Here is an 18,871-nt window from a genome sequence, read left to right on the forward strand (position 1 = left end):
TTTATCGAGGTGTCGGCGGCCGGAAATATCTCCCGGTTTGCCTCTATCTTGGCCGGCGCGGCAGCCTTTTTCCAGTCGCCGGTGGTGTTCCACCAGCGATTCGGATTGGCGCGATCGTCCAATCCCTTGGAGCGGCTGGCGAGGATCGGCTGGATGCGGATCACCGGTTCCTGATAGCTATGCGCCTGGAAGATCGTTTCGACGACACGGGCGGCCAGTGCCTGGTCATCAGGCAATTCGAATGAAATCTCGACCGTGCCAGGGCGTCTGCGCAATTCGGTCTCCGGGCCGGCGGCAGCGCCCTCAAGCGGCCTGTAGCGCTCGATGCCGTCAGCCGACTGATAGGCATTGCGATCATACTTGCCCATGCGCAGCGGGGTGATCGCGACCACCGCTTCCATGATGCGGTCGACATCGGCGGTGGGCGCCTGAAAGGTCACAAGCAGGAGCAGTGTCATGCGCAACGAAGTGGTTTCAAAGCCGCTGTCGATCATCGGAGTATCCCTCAACTCAGGTGTTTTGAGGTCTCCTTATAACCGGGGGCTCCTGACACGGTTCTGTCAGCAGCCTGTCACCGTGCCATCGTGAATGTCGGGCCACGCGGCCCGTGCTCAGAGGATCTTGCGGACGAGCCTGGCGCCGACGAGCACCATGTAGGCGGCGAAGAACAGCCCGAGCGACCAGCCGAATCCGGAAGGCCCAAAAGCATCCATGCCGATGCCGATCGCCTGCGGACCGAGCACCATGCCGACACCGTAGCAGAGCACGAAGGCGGCGTTGGCGGAGGCCAGTTCGTGACCGGAAAGCTGGGAGCCCAGATGGGCGAGGCCGATCGTGTACATGGCCGCGACGACACCGCCCCAGACGAATAGAAGTGCCGCCATCAGGTGCCAGTTCTGCGCGAAGAAGGGCATGAAGATCGTGCCTGCGAACCCGACAGTGGCGCAGGCAAGCAGCAGATACCGGCGGTCGCTGACGCGGTCGCTGATCATGCCGATCGGTATCTGCAGCAGCACATTGCCGAGACCGATCATGGTCAAGAGAAGTGCCGCGTCGGCTTCGGAATAGCCGATGCGGTTGCCATAGATTGGAAACAGCGCAAAGCCACCGGTTTCGACCGCGCCGAACACCAGCACCGCGGCGGTCGCCGTCGGCACCAGCCAGATATAGCGCAGGAAGTTGCTGGTCTCGCCATCGGCCACGATTGTCGGGCTTTCGTTGCGCGCCGCCAGCACCGGTATTGCCGCCAAGGTCACCAGCACGATGATGACGCCGAAAGGCCTGAAGCCGGAACTGCCGAGATGGGCGAAGATCCACGGTCCCGCGGCAAAGCCCAGCGACAAGACGGTGGCGTAGATGCCCAGCACCAGCCCGCGCCGGTGCGGCGGCGCCGATGTGCTGATCCAGAACTCCGACAGGATGAACAGCACCGTCAACGCGATATGCAGCACGATGCGCAACGGAAACCACATCCAGAAATCTGGCGCGAAATGAAAGCCGACGAAAGCCAGCGCGCCGGCGGCGATCATGGCAATCATGGTCCAGGCCACACCGAATCGCATGGCGAGTGGGGTGGCAAGCGGCGCGCCCGCGATCGAGGCGAGACCGGCGACGGCGGTATTGAGGCCGATCATCGACGCCGAATGGCCGCGTGTTTCGAGGATGACGCTAAGCAGCGGCATGCCAAGGCCGATGGCAATGCCGACGACGCTGATCGACGAGATCGCCGCCACCATCGGCAGCCAGTGTACGCGTTCGTCGCCCTGTGGTTGGGTATCGACCGTCATGGGATGTCTGAATACTCGATGTTTACAGAATTTCGCGGGTGAAACGGTTGCGGACAAGCCGGTAGAAGGGCACGGGACCGCCCGGACGCAGCAGCGGATCATGGGCGAGGCGGTTTTCCAGTTCGTCCAGGATCATTCGGGTAATGTCGGGTATGTCAGCTTCCCTGGCCTTGGCAAGCGGCAGCCAGACCAGTTCCTCGAGTTCGTTGGTCGGGCCGCCACCCGGCAATTCGACCGCGACATCGTCGCGCCAGGCGCTGAAGAAGCGGGTGTCGAAGCGGCGCACCCGGTTGGGCGGCGTAATGGCGCGTGCGATGAAGCGCAGCGTTTCGAGCGAAGGTCTCACGCCGTGTTCGACAAAACCCTGCCAGTCGCTGATGTCAGTCGCAAAGGCGCCTTTCTGGCCGATCAGCAGCCCGGCTTCCTCATACGTCTCGCGAATTGCCGACAGCGCTACAGCGCGGGCGCGCGCCAAGCTGATGCGACCGGGACCCGCAAGCAGCTTTGCCTCTTCCTGGTGGTGTAGTGCAGTGGCTGTGAGGATACGGCTGTCGGCGGGGTCGGTGCGGCCGCCAGGAAAGACGAATTTGCCGGGCATGAAGGCATGGCTGGCGTGGCGACGTCCCATCAGGACGAGGAATTCCTCGCCCTTGCGGTCCAGAAGGATCAGGGTCGCCGCGTCGCGCGGGCGAATTGGCTTGTCGCTATGAGCGATCATGCTCCGCTCGATCCTGTCGACTTCCGCCTTGGTCATACCGTCCATGCGCAGGACCTAGCGGAAACTTCGGGCAAGCGAAAGTGGCCTTTCACGGTCGGTATGTTGCGCCAGGCGCCGTTCTGGCCGCGACCTAGGCTCAGGAATGGGGCTCTATAACGTCGTGTTCGTCACCAAAGCCGTGCATATAGAAGGCCCATTGCAGTCCGATGACGGCACCTTTCACAGGCTGCAGCAGTGCGACCGACAAAAGAATCGTCAGCGGCACCCAGATGGCGATGTGCTGCCAGGTGGAAAGCGTCGATGTCGCTTCGACCCCCATGAAGGCGCCGAGAACGATGTGGCCGACAATGACGATCACGAGATAGGCGGGAAGGTCGTCGGCGCGATGGTGATGAATTTCCTCGCCGCAGACGCTGCATGTGTCGACGGTCTTGGTGAAGGCGCGAAACAGCTTGCCTTCTCCACAATTCGGGCAGCGGCCAAGCATGCCGCGCTTCACGGCCGTCCACAGCGGACGCGCGACCCGGCCCGAGTGATGTTCGCCACCGAAAACCTGTTGTTCCATCATCGTCTCCTGCCGCGCGAACCTGGACGCGATTGCGACGCGCGGGCGCGGCCCTTAGCCTTGTGAAACGACCGCTTGGAGCCTGGCAGGGGCTTCGGGTCGGTCAACATCTCGAATCGCATCGCTCCGGCCATGGGGGCTACCTCAATCAGGCGAACCTCGACGCGATCCGCCAACTGATAACCCTTGCCGCTGCGTTCTCCGAAAAGCGAGCGGGCCGCTTCGTCGTATATATAGTAATCGCCGCCCAAGGTTGACACCGGGATGAAACCATCCGCGCCGAACTGCGGCAATTGGACAAAAAGTCCTGACTTGGTGACGCCTGAAATGCGCGCGTCGAAACGATCGTCGATACGCTCGGCAAGATATGCGGCGATCAGCCGGTCGACCGTGTCGCGCTCTGCTGCCATGGCGCGGCGTTCGTTGCCGGAAATCAGCACGGAAACATCTTCGAGCCGCGCCTCCTCATCCTGCGTCAATCCGCCTGGGCCGAGATCGAGTGCGGCAATAAGTCCGCGATGCACGATGAGATCGGCATAACGGCGGATCGGCGAGGTGAAGTGCGCATAGCGTTTCAGGTTGAGGCCGAAATGGCCGATATTCTTGGGCGAGTATTCTGCCTGGCTCTGCGAGCGCAGCACCACCTCGTTGACCAGTCCTTCATTGTCGTCACCGCGTACGCGCTCCAGAATGCCATTGAACTGGGCAGGGCGCATCTGCGCGCCCCGCGCCAGCGACAATCCAAGCGTCTGCAGGAACTCGCGCAGCGATTCCTGCTTGGCCAGCGATGGCGCGTCATGAACGCGGAAAACCAGCGCCTGTTTCTTCGCCTCCAATGTCTCCGCTGCCGCGACATTGGCCTGGATCATGAATTCTTCGATCAGTTTGTGGGCGTCGAGCCGCTCCGGAACGATGACGCGGTCGACGGTTCCGTCAGGCTTGAGAATGATCTTGCGCTCGGGCAAGTCCAGTTCCAGCGGCTGGCGGCCGTCGCGGCCGCGCTTCAGGACCGCGTAGGCGGCCCAGAGCGGCTTCAGCACGGTGTCGAGGATCGGGCCGGTCTTGTCGTCCGGGGCTCCGTCGATCGCGGCCTGCGCCTGCTGGTAGGAGAGTTTCGCCGCCGACTTCATCATGACACGGTGGAAGGAATGCCTGATCTTGCGGCCTTCGGCCGAAAACACCATGCGCACGGCCAATGCCGGCCGGTCCTGGCCTTCGCGCAGCGAACAGAGGTCGTTGGAGATACGCTCGGGCAGCATCGGCACGACGCGATCCGGGAAATAGACCGAATTGCCACGCTTCAGCGCCTCGCGGTCAAGTGCTGTGCCATAACGGACATAGGCGGCGACATCGGCGATCGCAACGGTGGCAACCACGCCGCCGGGGTTGTTCTCGTCCGGATCGGCTATCGCGAACACCGCGTCGTCATGGTCTTTGGCGTCGGCCGGATCGATGGTGAGCAAGGGCAGGTCGCGCCAGTCCTCGCGATGGGCCATCGTGGCTGGCTGGACGGCTTCGGACTCGGCGATGACGTCGTCCGGAAAGATGTGCGGGATATCGTGGGCATGGATGGCGATCATCGAGACCGCCTTTTCGCTGGTCAGCGAGCCCAGAACCGCCAGCACCTTGGCCCTGGGCAGCCCAAAGCGGGAGGCTCGCGCCGGCTCGACCTCGACCAGATCGCCGTTCTTCGCGCCGTTCTGGAATTCCTTGTCGACGATCAGTTCCGGCTGGCGCCGCTCCACGGGCTCTATGCGGAAGGTGCCATCCTGCAGGATGCGAAACACACCCAGGACCGCATCGGTGCGCTTCTCGAAAATCTTCATCACCCGGCCGGTGTAGGCGGGGCCAGTCGCGTCGTTGGTCGGGAAGGTCTTGGCCAGTACGCGGTCGCCGATGCCCGGTGCCGGGCCGTTGCCGCTACGCGAGACGCGAATGGAGATGACAGGCGGCTCGCCGGTGCCGACGGCTTCCACCGGATGCGCCAGCAAGACGCCATCGCCGTCGCGGCCAAAAATGTCGAGCACGGCGACATGGGGCAGGGCGCCGACACGGGCAAGTTTCTTGCGCTCCTTGGTCAGCAGGCCCTCGTCCTGCAGATCGTGCAAGATGTCCTTCAGCCAGATGCGGTCGTCGCCGCGCAGCGCGAACGCCTTTGCTATATCGCGCTTTCCCGCGCGATCCGGATTTTCGGCGATGTAGCGCAGGATTTCATCGCGCGAGGGCTTGTAGTCGTCCTTGACCTTGGCCCTGTTGTCGGCGGTGCGCGGATCGCCGTGACTTCTACCGGTGATCCTTCGCGCCACGCTGACCTATCCTTTTTTCTTTGCTGCCGGCTTCTTAGCCGCCGTTTTCTTGGTTGCCGGTGCCTTGGCCGCGGCAGCCTTGCGGACCGGCTTCTTGCCGCCGCCGCCCTTGGCTTCCTTCTCGGCAATCAGCGCCAAGGCATCCTCGATCGTCACCGACTGCGGATCCTTGCCCTTGGGCAGCGTGGCGTTGACCTTGCCGAAGTTCACGTAAGGCCCGTATTTGCCGTCACGCACGACGATCTTGCCGCCACCATCGGGATGCTCGCCGAGCTCCTTCAGGGCCGCGGCGGTGCCGCCATTGCGGCCGCCCTTGCCCTTCAGCTGCTTCTCGGCAATCACCGAGACGGCGCGGTTCAATCCGATCGAGAACACATCCTCGATGCTCTCAAGGTTGGCGTAGGTTCCGTCATGCAGGACGAACGGGCCGTAGCGGCCGAGCCCGGCGGAAATCATCTTGCCGGATTCCGGATGCTGGCCGACATCGCGCGGCAGCGCCAGCAAGGCGAGCGCCTTTTCGTGGTCGATGGACTCCGGCGTCCAGCCCTTGGGCAGGCTGGAACGCTTGGCTTCCTTGCCGTCGCCACGCTGGATGTAGGGGCCGAAGCGGCCGCTGCGCAGCGTGATTTCCTCGGCCGTGTACGGATCCTTGCCGAGCACCTTGGTACCGTCATCGCCGCCGCCGTTGTCGCCATTCGGGTTGGCGGCGTCGCCGAGCTGGCGAGTGAAGCAGCATTCGGGATAGTTTGAACAGCCAACGAAGGCGCCGAACTTGCCGAGCTTCAGCGACAGGTTGCCGCTGCCGCATTTTGGACAGATGCGGGGGTTCGAACCGTCCTCGCGGGCGGGGAAAACCAGCGGCGCCAGCTCTTCGTTGAGAGCATCGAGAACGTCGGTGACGCGCAATTCCTTGATGTCGGCGACGGCGCCCGAAAAATCCTTCCAGAAGTCGCGCAGCACATCCTTCCAGGCGAGCTTGCCGTCCGAAATCTCGTCGAGCTTTTCCTCAAGCGATGCCGTGAAGTCGTACTCGACATAGCGCTCGAAGAAGCTTTCCAGGAAAGCCGACAGCAGGCGGCCCTTGGCCTGCGGCACCAGCCGGCGCTTGTCGATGGTGACATAGTCACGATCCTCAAGCGTCTTCAGGATCGCCGTATAGGTCGACGGGCGGCCAATGCCGAGCTCTTCCAGCTTCTTGATCAGCGAGGCTTCCGAATAACGCGGCGGCGGCTCTGTCGTGTGCTGGGTGGCGTTGATGGCCTGGCGTGCCAACTGTTCGCCGGGGCGGATCTCGGGCAGGCGGCGGCTTTCCTCGTCTTCCGCGTCATCGTCCTTCTGGTCGGTGTAGGCGGCGATGAAGCCATCGAAGCGAACGACCGAGCCGATAGCGCGCAGCTCGGCGCTGCGGGCGCCGTTGACGGCTTCGATCTCGACGGTGGTACGCTCGATCTCGGCCGGCTGCATCTGGCTGGCGATGGCGCGCTTCCAGATCAACTCATAGAGCCGCATCTGATCGGAATCGAGATACTGCCTGACCGATGCCGGAGTGCGCATGAAATCCGTCGGGCGGATCGCTTCGTGCGCTTCCTGGGCATTCTTGGCCTTGGCGGTGTATTGGCGCGGCTTTTCGGGCAGATATTTTGGTCCGAACTCCTTGGCAATGGCGTCACGAGCAGCAGAGATCGCCTCCGGTGCCATCTGAACGCCATCGGTTCGCATGTAGGTGATCAGGCCGGTGGTCTCCCCGCCGATTTCCATGCCTTCATACAGCCGCTGCGCCACCTGCATGGTGCGGCTGGCCGAAAAGCCGAGCCCCGATGAGGCGGCCTGCTGCAGCGTCGAGGTGGTGAAGGGCGGGCCGGGATTGCGCTTTGTCGGCTTGGCTTCGACCGAGGCGACCTTGAAGGTCGCGCCTTCGAGCATCGACTTGATGTCGTCGGCCTGCGTCTTGTTGGCTATATCGAGCTTTTGCAGCTTCTTGCTCTCGAACGCGGTCAGCCGAGCCTCGAAAGTCTCGTTGCGCGGAGTGCCGAGCAGTGCGGCGATCTGCCAGTATTCCTCGCGGATGAACCGCTCGATCTCGGATTCGCGGTCGCAGACCAAGCGCAAGGCCACGGACTGGACGCGGCCGGCGGAGCGGGCGCCCGGCAATTTGCGCCACAGAACGGGTGAGAGTGTGAAACCGACAAGATAGTCGAGCGCGCGGCGGGCGAGATAGGCATCGACCAGCGGCACATCGATCTGGCGCGGATTGGCCATCGCTTCCAGCACCGACGACTTGGTGATGGCGTTGAAGACGACACGGCTGACCGTCTTGTCCTTCAACGCGCGCTTCTGCTTGAGCACTTCCAGAACGTGCCAGGAGATTGCTTCGCCCTCACGATCCGGATCGGTTGCGAGGATCAGGCCATCGGCATCCTTCACCGCCTGGGCGATTTCGGCGAGGCGTTTGCCCGAGGCCGTGTCGACAGCCCAGGACATGGCAAAATCCTCGTCCGGGCGCACCGAGCCGTCCTTGGCCGGCAAATCACGGACGTGACCAAACGAGGCCAGAACCTTGTAGTTCTTTCCCAGGTACTTGTTGATTGTCTTCGCCTTGGCCGGCGATTCGACGACGACTACGTCCATGAGGTCTCATATCAGCTGTGATGCGGCAGAAGAATTCCGCTGCGCGCGACGAAATCTCGTTCAATTTGTCGCTCACATGGCCGCGCTTTTGCATCCGGTCAAGGGCGAACGCCCAAAATGCATGTCTTGTGCGATGTATGCAATCGGCCGATGCGGAGCGAAATTTGAGGGCAAGAGCTGGGTTGTTGCTGCCACAGGGCAAGCCGACAACGAAGCCGGAAGGAGGAACAAATCACGTTGAATATAAGGGGAACATTGATCCGGCGCCACCCTTTGTGAAAATGCGCGGTGACTAGCTGTCCGTTGAGGCCGGACCGGTTGCGCCCCGGCCGAGGGTTTGCGACGCCCCCGCCGGGGCGGATCGGATGGGAAACCGGCCGCCGGGGTTGGAGAATTGTCCGGCGACCGGAACCGTCGGGAATGAAAGCGGTTCAGTTTGGGCTCAATCGGCCTTCAGAACGTGCCATACGCCGCCAACACCTTCGCCGCTCATGTCGCCGGCCTTCTTGTCCTTCATGAAAGTGTAGGCAGGCTTGCCGTCATAGGCCCACATCTTGGTGCCGTCGGTGCGGTCGACGACAGTCCATTCGCCGTCGGCCTTCGCGCCGGCCTCGGCCTTCAGCGGTGGCCAGTTGGTGGCGCATTTGTCGTAGCAGTTGGTCTTGCCCTTCTCGTCCTTGTCGAAGGTGTAAAGCGTCATGCCGTTGGCATCGGTGTAGATCTTGGTGCCTGCGACATCAGCTTCCTTCCACGCCTCGGCGGCAAAGGATGCGGCGGTGCCGAGCAAAAGCACGGCCAGTCCAACGATCATCGTCTTCATGAAAATCTCCCTGGGATGCAAAGAGGCGCGGCAAATCGCGGCCTCGTTCATGCAAACGCTCTCGGGATACTGTTTCTTCCGGACAATCCGCTTGACCGGAGCGACGACTTGCCACGCAACGGTGATTGGCGGACAAGACTTGGCGTCGCTATATCGGCGCCACTGAGTGGAGCTTGGAAATGGCATTGGACATCGGCTATGTCAGCGCGATCGGGGCGGGAGCCATCTCGTTCCTGTCGCCTTGCGTGCTGCCGCTGGTGCCGCCCTATCTCTGCTACATGGCCGGCGTTTCGGTAGACGATTTCCGCGGCAATGCGGGCACCGCCGCGAAGGCTGTCGCGCGCGGCGCGCTGCTCTATTCCTCGCTCGCTTTCGTGCTTGGTTTTTCCACCGTTTTCGTGGCGCTCGGAGCCGGAGCCTCGACCATCGGCCGGCTGCTGCGCGTCTGGCAGGAGCCGCTGGCGATGGGAGCCGGCGTGCTCATCATCCTGATGGGGCTGAATTTCCTCGGCATACTGCGCATTCCGCTGCTGTCGCGCGAGGCGCGCTTCCAGTCGCAGGGCAAGCCGGCAAGCGCTGTCGCCGCCTATGTCATGGGCTTGGCTTTCGCCTTCGGCTGGACGCCTTGCATCGGCCCGGTGCTTGGGCCGATCCTGACGCTGGCCGGCGGACGCGAGACGGTTGGCGAGGGCGCATTGCTGCTTGCCGCCTATTCGCTCGGCCTCGGCATTCCGTTCCTGATCGCGGCGCTGTTTTCCGGCGCCTTCATGCGTTTCCTTGGAAAATTCCGCGTCCATCTCGGTCGCGTAGAAAAGGCCATCGGGGCATTGCTGGTCGTCGCCGGCGTCTTCTTCCTCACCGGCGGCGTGCAGACCGTGTCCTATTGGCTGCTGGAAAATTTCCCGGTGCTTGGCCGACTGGGGTAGGCAGCGCGCCAAGGCAAGTTCGCTGGCGGCGTTGTCAACCCGGCCGGTTGCAAGCCGTTCTCATTGAAGCGGATTGCCGGAAAGGTTGTTCTGCAACTTGTCAAGCCAAGCTTTGAGTCGTGCGGCATCGTCGTTGTTGGCCCCGCCATTGCCCTGATCGTTGCCAACATTGCTGTTGCCGTTCCCATCGGTGGCGTTGTCGTTGCCGTTGTTGTTGCCGGTGTTGAAATTGCCGTTGTCGTTTCCCGAATTGCCGTTGCCATTGCCGTTGCCGACATTGCCATTGCCGTTTCCATTTCCGCTACCAGCCATCACGGAGGTCACGGAAAACGCTACCGCCAAAGCGACAGCGAACATGAGCAGGACGGTGATCGTTGATGTGTTGTTGGCCATCGTTCACCTCACGGAGAGTTGCCGTTTGCCTCTGAAGCCCCCGTTGCCGGCCCGGTATGCTGGTCCGGCTGCTGTGATAGCCCAATTTCCGTTGGCCGGCGCTGTGCCGTTGCCAGCATTACCGTTGCCGGCCAACGTTACTTTTACTCGTACTCGTACTATTACTATTACTCTTACTTAGGGCAAATGCTTTCGAAAGAGTGGAAACCACCGCAGACCGTCGAGACCGACGTCTGGGAGGAGCCGGATCGGCTATTGCTTCCGCCGCCAGTACCACCCGTGCCGCCAGTACCACCCGTGCCGCCGGTGCCACCCGTGCCACCCGTGCCGCCAGTACCACCCGTGCCACCAGTACCTCCGGTGCCGCCGTTGCCGTTGCCGTTGCCGTTGCCATTGCCGACACCGGTATTGCCGTTGCCGTTACCGTTGCCGTTGCCGATGCCGGAATTACCGTTACCGTTGCCGTTACCGTTGCCGATACCGGAATTGCCATTTCCGTTTCCGTTGCCGTTTCCGACGCCTGAGTTGCCATTGCCGTTTCCATTACCGCTTCCGACAGACATAGCGTCGGAGTAGCCAGTAAAGGCAACCAGAATTGCTGCAACGAGAAGGATCTTTTTCATAGCCGCATCCTCTTCCTGAGATGTGCGTATTGATTACTTCTTGCCAACAACCAATCCGTGATGGCAAAGTTAACGATCTCATCATCGGTCGATACGGAATTTAAACAATTGTGATTCACCCACGTATTGAGTCAGGTTTTAAGCGGGCATCCCTGTTCGGTTTATCCGCCCCGAGTCGGGAAAAGCCCGACAGGCAAGCCGGGAAAAAAGGCGTATTTATTCGCTCTGATTGTGGCGATGCGGCCATACTCGCGCCCCCTGCTCTGCCAGCGCGGTGCGCGAAGGTTTGCTGACGTCGCCTGCCACCGCTCCCATTTTCTGCCTGGGCAGTGACTCTGATGGGCAAGCAGGAAATCAAGTTCCTGATTTGATTGTCGTGAGTGCGACGGATCGGGCTCTGGACCCGCTGATCAAGAGGCAGTTGCTCCACCGGCTCACCGGAATTTAACCGCATTGGTGAAGCACTTCGCCACTGCTAGCATGCGTTGATTCCAAACTCCTTTTCTTACGGTTGCCATTCCATGAGTCAGAGATCCTGCCTGTCCGTCATCCTCGCCGCCGGCGAGGGCACGCGCATGAAGAGTGCGCTGCCGAAGGTGCTGCACCAGATCGCCGGGCTACCGATGGTCGCCCATGTGGCGAAGGCGGCTGAAGCCGCCGGCGCCAGCAGCCAGGCGCTGGTGATCGGCCACGGGGCCGACGAGATGCGCAAGGCAGCGCAGAAATTCGCTCCGAAGGCGGAGACGTTCGTGCAGGAGAAGCGGCTGGGCACGGCACATGCGGTGCTTGCCGCGCGCGAAGCGATATCAAGGGGTTATGACGATATCCTGGTCATGTTCGGCGACACGCCGCTGATCGACCCGGAGGCGCTCATCCTGGCGCGGCAGAAGCTGGCCAAAGGTGCGGCTGTCGTGGTCATCGGTTTCCGTCCGCCCAGTCCTGCCGGCTATGGCCGGCTGATCGAGAAAGGCGGCAAGCTCGTCGCCATCCGCGAGGAAAAGGACTGCAGCGAGGAAGAGAAGAAGATCACTTTCTGCAACGCCGGCATGATGGCGGTGGCCGGCAACCAGGCGCTGAAGCTGCTCGATGCGGTCGGCAACAAGAATGCCAAGGGCGAATATTACCTCACCGACATCGTGGAGATTGCCGGGGCGCAGGGGCTTGATGTCGTGGCCACCGAAGCAAGTTTCGAGAGCGCGCTTGGCATCAACAACCGCGCCGAACTGGCACAGGCTGAAGGTATCTGGCAGACCCGCCGCCGGCGTGAGGCGATGCTGTCCGGCGTGACGCTGATTGCGCCGGAAACCGTGTTCTTTTCCCACGACACCGAGATCGGCGCCGACACGATTGTCGAGCCAAACGTCTGGTTCGGGCCGGCGGTGAAAATTGCTGGTGGAGCCAAGATCCATGCCTTCAGCCACATCGAAGGCGCCACGATCGCATCGAACTGCGATGTCGGACCGTTCGCCCGACTGAGGCCGGGCGCCGACCTCAGGAACAAGGCCAAGGTCGGCAATTTCTGCGAGGTCAAGCAGGCTGTTATCGAGGAAGGCGCCAAGGTCAATCACCTCACCTATATCGGCGACGCTCGGGTCGGCGCGGGCGCCAATATCGGCGCCGGCACCATCACCTGCAACTATGACGGCTACTCGAAATTCTTCACCGACATCGGCGAGGGCGCTTTCATAGGCTCGAATTCCTCATTGGTGGCACCGGTGTCGATCGGCAAGGGCGGCTATATCGCCTCCGGCAGCGTGATCACCGAAAGCGTGCCTGATGATGCGCTGGCCTTCGGTCGCGCCCGCCAGAAGACGATCCCGGGCAAGGGCAAGGAATTGCGCGAGCGCTTCGCTTCGGCCGCGGCCGCGAAGAAGAAGGCGTCAGGCGCTGACCATTAGCGGCAACTGGCGGCATCCTTGCCGAAAGCGGCGGTCACCTCGATCCTGCCGACGATTGCCCGGTTGAAATCGGCAAGGTTCTCAGCAGGAATCCAATATTCCAGATGCGCCTTGCTGCCGGCGTGCTCGACCCGGTACCGGTCGAGAAAGCTTTTCAGGACATCGAACCGCGTGACATAGCCCGCGCCACTGGCGGGTACATTCCAGTCGCGCGCTATCTGCACGGCATAGGCTTCGGACAGGACCGGGTAGAAGATGGGCTGGTCCGGCAAGCGTGGCGGAAACGCCCGCATCCCCGAGCCTTCGATGAGCTCAAGTTCCTGGGGGCCGACCGGGCGCCACAGTGTCACGACGTCTCTGATTTCACTCATCGCCTTGCTGCCTGACTGGACCGCGGCAAAGTGATCGCGGGCATCCCATTACGCCAGCCACAGATAGATAATTCGCCCGAGTGCGCCCAGCAACAGTGCAAGGGCCGCCACGGTCTGAATGAAAAATCCAGGATATCGTTTCAAAGGGGCAGAGAGATATCCGACGAAGTACGCCACACGGCCGACAAGCCACAGAACGCCGAGGCCTGCCGCCCATGTGGCGCTCCAGTAGATGGCGAACAGCCACAAGGCGGGGAGAAAGATCGGCAGCCATTCGAGCGTATTGGAATGTGCTCGAATTGCCCGCTCGAGCAGCGGGTCGCCGGTCATGGTGGGGGCATGTATTCCAGTCTTGGAATGGGTTTTAGCGACCGTGAGCGCCATGCCGAATACGGCGAGGCCACAAAGAAGGGTCACTATTGCCACCGGGTAGTAGCGTTCCATTGTGGCGTTCCTTTTCCAACGGGCCGTGTTTCGTCGCGCCACTCTACCGGAAACAGCATTCTGGCAATACCGTGTGGCGGCAACGGCCAACGCCCGGAAAATCGCAAAAATCCTGATGATAATGGTAACGGGATTGCAAGAGCGGTCTGTCATGATGCATGCGTGCAGGAGCGTTCCGGCTGATACGGGACGAAATGCAATGTGACTTTCGCGGCAGGCCGGCCATCCCTAAATAGCGCTGGGTTTTCTGCGGGGAATCGGGGGTTGTCTGCATGTGCGGTATCGTTGGAATTGTTGGTCAGTCGCAAGTCGCGCCACTCATTGTCGATGCGCTGAAACGGCTCGAATACCGCGGCTATGATTCCGCCGGTGTCGCCACCATCGAACATGGTCAGCTCGGCCGCCGCCGCGCCGAAGGCAAGCTGGTCAATCTCGAACGCCGGCTGAAGGACGAGCCGCTCGGCGGCACGATCGGCATCGGCCATACGCGCTGGGCAACCCATGGTGTGCCGAACGAGACCAATGCGCATCCGCATTTTTCCGATGGCGTCGCCATTGTCCATAACGGCATCATCGAGAATTTCGCCGAGCTGCGCGAGGAACTGATCCGCGACGGCTACGCCTTTACCTCGCAGACCGACACCGAGGTCGTCGCGCATCTGGTGGCGCGCGAACTGGCCAGGGGGCTGAAGCCGGTCGAGGCCGCGCACCAGGCGCTGAAGCGGCTGGAAGGCGCGTTTGCGCTGGCCATCATGTTCAAGGGCGACGAGGATCTGATTGTCGGCGCGCGCAACGGGCCGCCGCTGGCCGTCGGTCATGGCGACGGCGAGATGTTCCTTGGATCCGATGCCATCGCGCTTGCCCCGTTCACCAATTCGATCACCTATCTGGAAGACGGCGACTGGGCGGTGGTGCGTCGCAATGGCGTCGCCATCTTCGACATCGACGGCAAACAGGTCGAACGCAAACGCCAGCAGTCGCTGTCGACCAGCTTCATGGTCGACAAGGGCAACCGGCGCCATTTCATGGAAAAGGAAATCCATGAACAGCCCGAGGTGATCTCGCACACGCTGGCGAATTATCTCGATTTCGTCGGCGGCGTCTCCAAGCCGCTCGATCTGCCTTTCGATTTCGCAGAGATCAACCGGCTGGCAATCTCGGCCTGCGGCACCGCCTACCTGGCAGGCCTGATCGGCAAATACTGGTTCGAGCGCTACGCGCGGCTGCCGGTCGACATCGATGTCGCTTCGGAATTCCGCTACCGCGAAATGCCATTGTCGAAGAACGACGCCGCTTTCTTCATCTCGCAGTCCGGTGAAACCGCCGATACGCTGGCCTCGCTGCGCTATTGCCGCAAGGCGGGGATGAAGATCGGCGCCGTGGTGAATGTGCGTGAATCGACCATGGCGCGTGAATCCGACGTGGTGCTGCCGACCCTGGCAGGGCCGGAGATCGGCGTCGCCTCGACCAAGGCTTTTACCTGCCAGCTGTCCGTCCTTGCATCGCTTGCCGTGCGCGGGCGTTGCGCGGGGAACGATCTCGCCAGAGCGGGAAAAAACGCTGGTGCGCGAGCTTTCGGAAGCGCCGCGCTTTGCCAATCAGGTGCTGAAGCTCGACCAACAGATCGAGAAGGTTGCGCGCGATCTCGCTCACTACAAGAACGTGCTTTATCTCGGCCGCGACACCAATTTCCCGCTCGCCATGGAAGGCGCGCTGAAGCTCAAGGAAATCTCCTACATCCACGCCGAGGGCTATGCCGCCGGCGAGCTGAAGCACGGTCCCATCGCGCTGATCGACGAGAACATGCCGGTCATCGTCATCGCCCCGCATGACCGCATCTTCGAAAAGACGGTGTCGAACATGCAGGAAGTGGCCGCGCGCGGCGGCAAGATCATCCTGATCACCGACGCCAAGGGCGCGGCGCAGTCGAGCGTCAAGACGATGGAGACGATCATCCTGCCCGAGGTGCCGGAAATCATCTCGCCCATCATCTACGCGCTGCCGATCCAGATGCTCGCCTATTTCACCGCCGTGTTCATGGGCACGGACGTCGACCAGCCGCGCAACCTGGCGAAATCGGTGACGGTGGAATAGCCGCTGGCAACACGACGTCTTTAAAAACTTCGCAGTTCCAAACGGGGCAGCGGTTCACTAATGTTGCGGCGCAATAGCGCGCCGCGGTGAATCATGTCCGATGCCCCCAAGACCTCCGGCATGACCCGGCTCAGAAACTACTTTCTGACCGGCTTCATCGTCTGTGCGCCACTGGCGATCACCGCTTACATCGCCTGGTCGGTTGTCGGCTGGGTGGATTCCTGGGTGAAACCCTATATTCCCGCCCGATACAGCCCAGATACCTACCTGCCTTTTCCGGTACCGGGTTTTGGGCTGATCGTGGCGCTGTTCCTGATCACCCTCATCGGTTTCCTGGCAGCCAACATCGTCGGCCGGGCCATCGTCTCTTTCGGCGAGCGCCTTCTTGGCCGCATGCCGCTGGTGCGTGGCATTTACGGGTCGCTCAAGCAGATTTTCGAGACCGTGCTGTCGAACAAGGGTGACATGTTCCGCCAGGTCGGGCTGGTCGAATATCCGCGCAAGGGCGTCTGGTCGCTGGTCTTTGTCGCTGGCGAGAGGCACACCGAGATCAATGAGAAGCTGGATCAGGAAGGCGACCCGCTGATCGCGGTGTTCATGCCGTGCACGCCCAACCCGACCACCGGCTTCCTGATGTATGTGCTGAAATCCGACATCGTGCTGCTCGACATGACGATCGAGGACGGCGCCAAGCTGATCGTCTCGGCTGGGCTTGTGGCACCCGAGGTCAAGACGAAGGTGCTGACCGTGAACGGCGAGCCGATCAACGGAACACTCGCCAACCCGCCGCTAGGCTCAGGGCCTCAGCCGGCGCGCAGCAACCGCACGGCCTCATCGCGGCCGAACAAGTAGAGCAACAGCCGAAGGGCCTCGCCGCGCTCGGATTGCAGGTCCGGATCGCGCGACAGGATCAGGCGCGCGTCGTCACGGGCGGCTTCGAGCAGATCGGCATGCGCCTCGATACGCGCAACCTGGAAACCCGGCGTGCCCGACTGGCGGGTGCCCAGCAATTCGCCTTCGCCACGCAGTTTCAGGTCCTCCTCGGCGATGCGGAAGCCGTCTTCCGTTTCACGCATGACCGACAGGCGGCGTTTTGCCGTTTCGCCGAGCGGGTCCTTGTAGAGCAGCACGCAGGACGATGGCTTGTCGCCACGCCCGACCCGCCCACGCAACTGGTGAAGTTGGGCAAGGCCAAAACGCTCGGCGTGCTCGATGACCATGATCGTCGCATCGGGAACGTCGACGCCAACCTCGATCACGGTGGTGGCGATGAGGATGCGTGTTTCGCCCTGCTTGAAGGCGCGCATCGCCTCGTCCTTGTCGGCGCCTTTCATGCGGCCGTGAACGAGGCCGATCCGGTCGCCGAACAGCGGCTGCAGCGAGGCAAAGCGGTCCTCGGCCGACATCAGCTTGATCTCTTCGGATTCCTCGACCAGCGGACAGATCCAGTAGATCTTCTGGCCCTCCGCCACCGCGTCGTGCATGCGGCCAACCAGTTCATCCAACCGTTCCAGCGGCAGGGTGACGGTGCGGATCGGCTGGCGCCCGGCCGGCTTCTCGGTCAGCTTCGACACGTCCATGTCGCCGAAAGCGGTCAGCACCAGCGTGCGCGGGATGGGTGTGGCCGTCATCACCAGCATGTCGGGCGCGTCGCCCTTGGCGGTCATGGCGAGACGCTGGTGAACGCCGAAACGATGCTGTTCGTCGATGACGGCGAAGACGAGATCGTGGAACGTCACCGTCTCCTGGAATAGCGCATGTGTGCCGATGACGATGTCGATGTCACCGTTAGCCAGACCGGCCAATGTGTCGCTACGCTCGCGGCCCTTTTCGCGGCCGGTGAGGACGGCTACCTTCATGCCGGCTTTTGCGGCCAGCGGCGCGATCGTGGCGAGATGTTGCCGCGCCAGGATTTCGGTAGGCGCCATCAGCGCCGCCTGGCCGCCGGCCTCGACGGCGCGGGCCATGGCGAGCAACGCCACCACCGTCTTGCCGGAGCCGACATCGCCCTGCAACAGCCGCAGCATGCGTTCGGGATCGGCGAGGTCGGCGTTGATCTCGGCCAGTGCGAATTCCTGGCTGGCGGTCAGCGAATAAGGTAGGGCCGCACGCAGTTTTTCGACGATGCGGCCGTCACCGATCAGCGGGCGGCCGGACAGGCGGCGGACCTTTGCCCGCACCAGCGCCAACGACACCTGGCCCGCCAACAACTCGTCATAGGCGAGCCGCCGCCACGCCGCGCCGTCAACGGAAACATCGATGGGGTCGGCTGGATTGTGGATGCGGGCAAGCGCGTCGCCAAAAGCGGGAAATGTACGACGGCGCAGAAACTCAGCATTCTGCCATTCGGGCAATATAGGCAGACGGCCGAGTGCCTGGCCGATCGCCCGGCGCAGCACCTTGCCCGACAGTCCCGCCGTCAGCGGATAGACGGGCTCGACCAGCGGCAGGTTTTCAGCTTCGCTGGCCAGCGCAATGTGGTCGGGATGGACCATGGACGGGCGGCCGTTGAACCATTCCATGCGGCCGGAAACGATGACATGCTCGCCCTCGGGCATCGCCTTTTCGAGATAGGCGGCGTGGGCATGGAAGAAGGTCAGCGCGATCTCGCCCGTGTCGTCATGGGCATAGACCCTGTACGGCACCGATCGGTTGCCGCGCGGCGGCGGCTGGTGACGGTCGATGCGCACGTCGAGCGTGACGATCTGGCCCTCGGCGGAACCTGCGATGCCCGGCCGGTCGCGGCGGTCGATGACGGTGTGCGGCAGCACGAACAGGAGGTCGCCGGCGCGCGCCGCCCGGTCACCGAGGTCGGCTGTCACGACCTTCTCGATCAGCGCGCCAACCTTCGGTCCGACACCAGCAAGCGAGGTGATCGGGACGAACAACGGATCGAGGAGGGAAGGGCGCATGATGTCAGCTTATGTCGAGACGGTCACAGCGCAAGGCTGACACCGCTGTCTATCCACGCTATATGCGCCGTTCAAGACCCAGGATCCCGCACGATGACCGGAACGACACGATCAAGCGAAGGGCTCGACGCCCGCCGCCGCAAGCTTTTGTTCCGCTCGTGGCATCGCGGCATGCGCGAAATGGACCTGATCCTGGGCAGCTTCGCCGATGCCGAGATCGACGCCTTGACCGGTGATGAAATCGACCAATATGAGAGGCTCCTGGATATTCCCGACACCGAATTCCTGCCGATGATCACCGGAGAGCGACCAGTTCCGGCGGACATTGATTGCAGCGTTCTGCAAAAAATCCTGGCCTCACGCCGATCCATGACATTCTAAACACA

General features: G+C 62.2%; 15 protein-coding genes and 2 pseudogenes. 5 read left to right on the forward strand and 12 right to left on the reverse strand.

The genetic code is table 11. The features are described from left to right. Window positions 1-50: 50 nt before the first annotated feature. From LGH82_RS01855 to LGH82_RS01885, 7 genes and pseudogenes are all read right to left on the reverse strand, one after another. Window positions 51-494: pseudogene (locus tag LGH82_RS01855) on the reverse strand (hypothetical protein); the annotation flags it as partial. A 117-nt stretch (window positions 495-611) separates the two neighbouring features. Next, entirely contained in the window at window positions 612-1,787 is a 1,176-nt protein-coding gene (locus LGH82_RS01860; RefSeq protein ID WP_227347053.1) for an MFS transporter, read from the reverse strand. A 22-nt stretch (window positions 1,788-1,809) separates the two neighbouring features. Beyond that, entirely contained in the window at window positions 1,810-2,550 is a 741-nt protein-coding gene (locus tag LGH82_RS01865) for an NUDIX hydrolase (RefSeq protein ID WP_227347054.1), read from the reverse strand. A gap of 91 nt (window positions 2,551-2,641) precedes the next feature. Next, the gene (locus tag LGH82_RS01870; protein ID WP_227347055.1) at window positions 2,642-3,070 is read right to left on the reverse strand and encodes a DUF983 domain-containing protein; all 429 of its coding nucleotides are present in this window, start codon (window positions 3,068-3,070) and stop codon (window positions 2,642-2,644) included. Further along, complete coding sequence (gene rnr / locus LGH82_RS01875) at window positions 3,070-5,376, reverse strand: ribonuclease R (protein ID WP_227347056.1); 2,307 nt, start codon at window positions 5,374-5,376, stop codon at window positions 3,070-3,072. Before rnr ends, LGH82_RS01870 begins: the two co-directional genes overlap by 1 nt. Before the next feature lie 6 nt (window positions 5,377-5,382). Further along, window positions 5,383-8,004, reverse strand: a complete 2,622-nt coding sequence (gene topA / locus LGH82_RS01880; protein WP_227347057.1) for a type I DNA topoisomerase — start codon at window positions 8,002-8,004, stop codon at window positions 5,383-5,385. A 442-nt stretch (window positions 8,005-8,446) separates the two neighbouring features. Continuing rightward, on the reverse strand, window positions 8,447-8,824 hold the full coding sequence (locus LGH82_RS01885) for a hypothetical protein (protein WP_227347058.1): 378 nt from the start codon (window positions 8,822-8,824) through the stop codon (window positions 8,447-8,449). Between the two features lie 179 nt (window positions 8,825-9,003). On the opposite strand from LGH82_RS01885, the gene LGH82_RS01890 reads away from it, so the two are divergent. After that, complete coding sequence (locus LGH82_RS01890) at window positions 9,004-9,750, forward strand: cytochrome c biogenesis CcdA family protein (protein WP_227347059.1); 747 nt, start codon at window positions 9,004-9,006, stop codon at window positions 9,748-9,750. A gap of 60 nt (window positions 9,751-9,810) precedes the next feature. Here LGH82_RS01890 and LGH82_RS01895 read toward each other — a convergent pair whose 3' ends face one another. Beyond that, window positions 9,811-10,143 carry a hypothetical protein gene (locus LGH82_RS01895; RefSeq protein WP_227347060.1) on the reverse strand — a complete coding sequence of 111 codons (333 nt, stop codon included), beginning with the start codon at window positions 10,141-10,143 and terminating at the stop codon, window positions 9,811-9,813. Window positions 10,144-10,316: 173 nt separating this feature from the next. Then, window positions 10,317-10,766, reverse strand: coding sequence for a hypothetical protein (locus LGH82_RS01900; protein WP_227347061.1), 450 nt, complete (start codon window positions 10,764-10,766; stop codon window positions 10,317-10,319). 521 nt (window positions 10,767-11,287) lie between these two features. Here LGH82_RS01900 and glmU point away from each other — a divergent pair. Further along, on the forward strand, window positions 11,288-12,664 hold the full coding sequence (gene glmU, locus LGH82_RS01905) for a bifunctional UDP-N-acetylglucosamine diphosphorylase/glucosamine-1-phosphate N-acetyltransferase GlmU (protein ID WP_227347062.1): 1,377 nt from the start codon (window positions 11,288-11,290) through the stop codon (window positions 12,662-12,664). Here the strand turns inward: glmU and LGH82_RS01910 are convergent. Further along, window positions 12,661-13,035: an ADP-ribosylation/crystallin J1 gene (locus tag LGH82_RS01910; protein ID WP_227347063.1), complete on the reverse strand. Its 375-nt coding sequence runs from the start codon at window positions 13,033-13,035 to the stop codon at window positions 12,661-12,663. The genes glmU and LGH82_RS01910 overlap by 4 nt on opposite strands. Before the next feature lie 48 nt (window positions 13,036-13,083). Continuing rightward, window positions 13,084-13,479: an MAPEG family protein gene (locus LGH82_RS01915; RefSeq protein WP_227347064.1), complete on the reverse strand. Its 396-nt coding sequence runs from the start codon at window positions 13,477-13,479 to the stop codon at window positions 13,084-13,086. Between the two features lie 272 nt (window positions 13,480-13,751). Between LGH82_RS01915 and glmS the strand changes: the two are divergent. Together glmS and LGH82_RS01925 are read left to right on the forward strand one after the other, a co-directional pair. Then, window positions 13,752-15,573: pseudogene (glmS, locus tag LGH82_RS01920) on the forward strand (glutamine--fructose-6-phosphate transaminase (isomerizing)). Between the two features lie 93 nt (window positions 15,574-15,666). Continuing rightward, window positions 15,667-16,425, forward strand: a complete 759-nt coding sequence (locus tag LGH82_RS01925) for a DUF502 domain-containing protein (RefSeq protein WP_227347065.1) — start codon at window positions 15,667-15,669, stop codon at window positions 16,423-16,425. Here the strand turns inward: LGH82_RS01925 and recG are convergent. After that, window positions 16,377-18,485 carry an ATP-dependent DNA helicase RecG gene (recG, locus tag LGH82_RS01930; RefSeq protein WP_227347066.1) on the reverse strand — a complete coding sequence of 703 codons (2,109 nt, stop codon included), beginning with the start codon at window positions 18,483-18,485 and terminating at the stop codon, window positions 16,377-16,379. The two genes, LGH82_RS01925 and recG, sit on opposite strands and share 49 nt — an antisense overlap. Before the next feature lie 93 nt (window positions 18,486-18,578). Between recG and LGH82_RS01935 the strand changes: the two genes are divergently transcribed. Further along, window positions 18,579-18,866 (forward strand): succinate dehydrogenase assembly factor 2, encoded by a 288-nt coding sequence (locus LGH82_RS01935; RefSeq protein WP_227347067.1) that lies wholly within the window; start codon window positions 18,579-18,581, stop codon window positions 18,864-18,866. The last annotated feature ends 5 nt before the right edge of the window (window positions 18,867-18,871 follow it).

This window comes from Mesorhizobium sp. PAMC28654 (genome assembly GCF_020616515.1).
In the GTDB taxonomy this organism is placed as follows: domain Bacteria; phylum Pseudomonadota; class Alphaproteobacteria; order Rhizobiales; family Rhizobiaceae; genus Mesorhizobium.

Coding starts and splice junctions, on each gene's coding strand:
- LGH82_RS01860 (WP_227347053.1), bottom strand. CDS start 1,787: ATGACGGTCGATACCCAACCACAGGGCGACGAACGCGTACACTGGCTG.
- LGH82_RS01865 (WP_227347054.1), bottom strand. CDS start 2,550: ATGGACGGTATGACCAAGGCGGAAGTCGACAGGATCGAGCGGAGCATG.
- LGH82_RS01870 (WP_227347055.1), bottom strand. CDS start 3,070: ATGGAACAACAGGTTTTCGGTGGCGAACATCACTCGGGCCGGGTCGCG.
- topA (WP_227347057.1), bottom strand. CDS start 8,004: ATGGACGTAGTCGTCGTCGAATCGCCGGCCAAGGCGAAGACAATCAAC.
- LGH82_RS01885 (WP_227347058.1), bottom strand. CDS start 8,824: ATGAAGACGATGATCGTTGGACTGGCCGTGCTTTTGCTCGGCACCGCC.
- LGH82_RS01890 (WP_227347059.1), top strand. CDS start 9,004: ATGGCATTGGACATCGGCTATGTCAGCGCGATCGGGGCGGGAGCCATC.
- LGH82_RS01895 (WP_227347060.1), bottom strand. CDS start 10,143: ATGGCCAACAACACATCAACGATCACCGTCCTGCTCATGTTCGCTGTC.
- LGH82_RS01900 (WP_227347061.1), bottom strand. CDS start 10,766: ATGAAAAAGATCCTTCTCGTTGCAGCAATTCTGGTTGCCTTTACTGGC.
- glmU (WP_227347062.1), top strand. CDS start 11,288: ATGAGTCAGAGATCCTGCCTGTCCGTCATCCTCGCCGCCGGCGAGGGC.
- LGH82_RS01910 (WP_227347063.1), bottom strand. CDS start 13,035: ATGAGTGAAATCAGAGACGTCGTGACACTGTGGCGCCCGGTCGGCCCC.
- LGH82_RS01915 (WP_227347064.1), bottom strand. CDS start 13,479: ATGGAACGCTACTACCCGGTGGCAATAGTGACCCTTCTTTGTGGCCTC.
- LGH82_RS01925 (WP_227347065.1), top strand. CDS start 15,667: ATGTCCGATGCCCCCAAGACCTCCGGCATGACCCGGCTCAGAAACTAC.
- recG (WP_227347066.1), bottom strand. CDS start 18,485: ATGCGCCCTTCCCTCCTCGATCCGTTGTTCGTCCCGATCACCTCGCTT.
- LGH82_RS01935 (WP_227347067.1), top strand. CDS start 18,579: ATGACCGGAACGACACGATCAAGCGAAGGGCTCGACGCCCGCCGCCGC.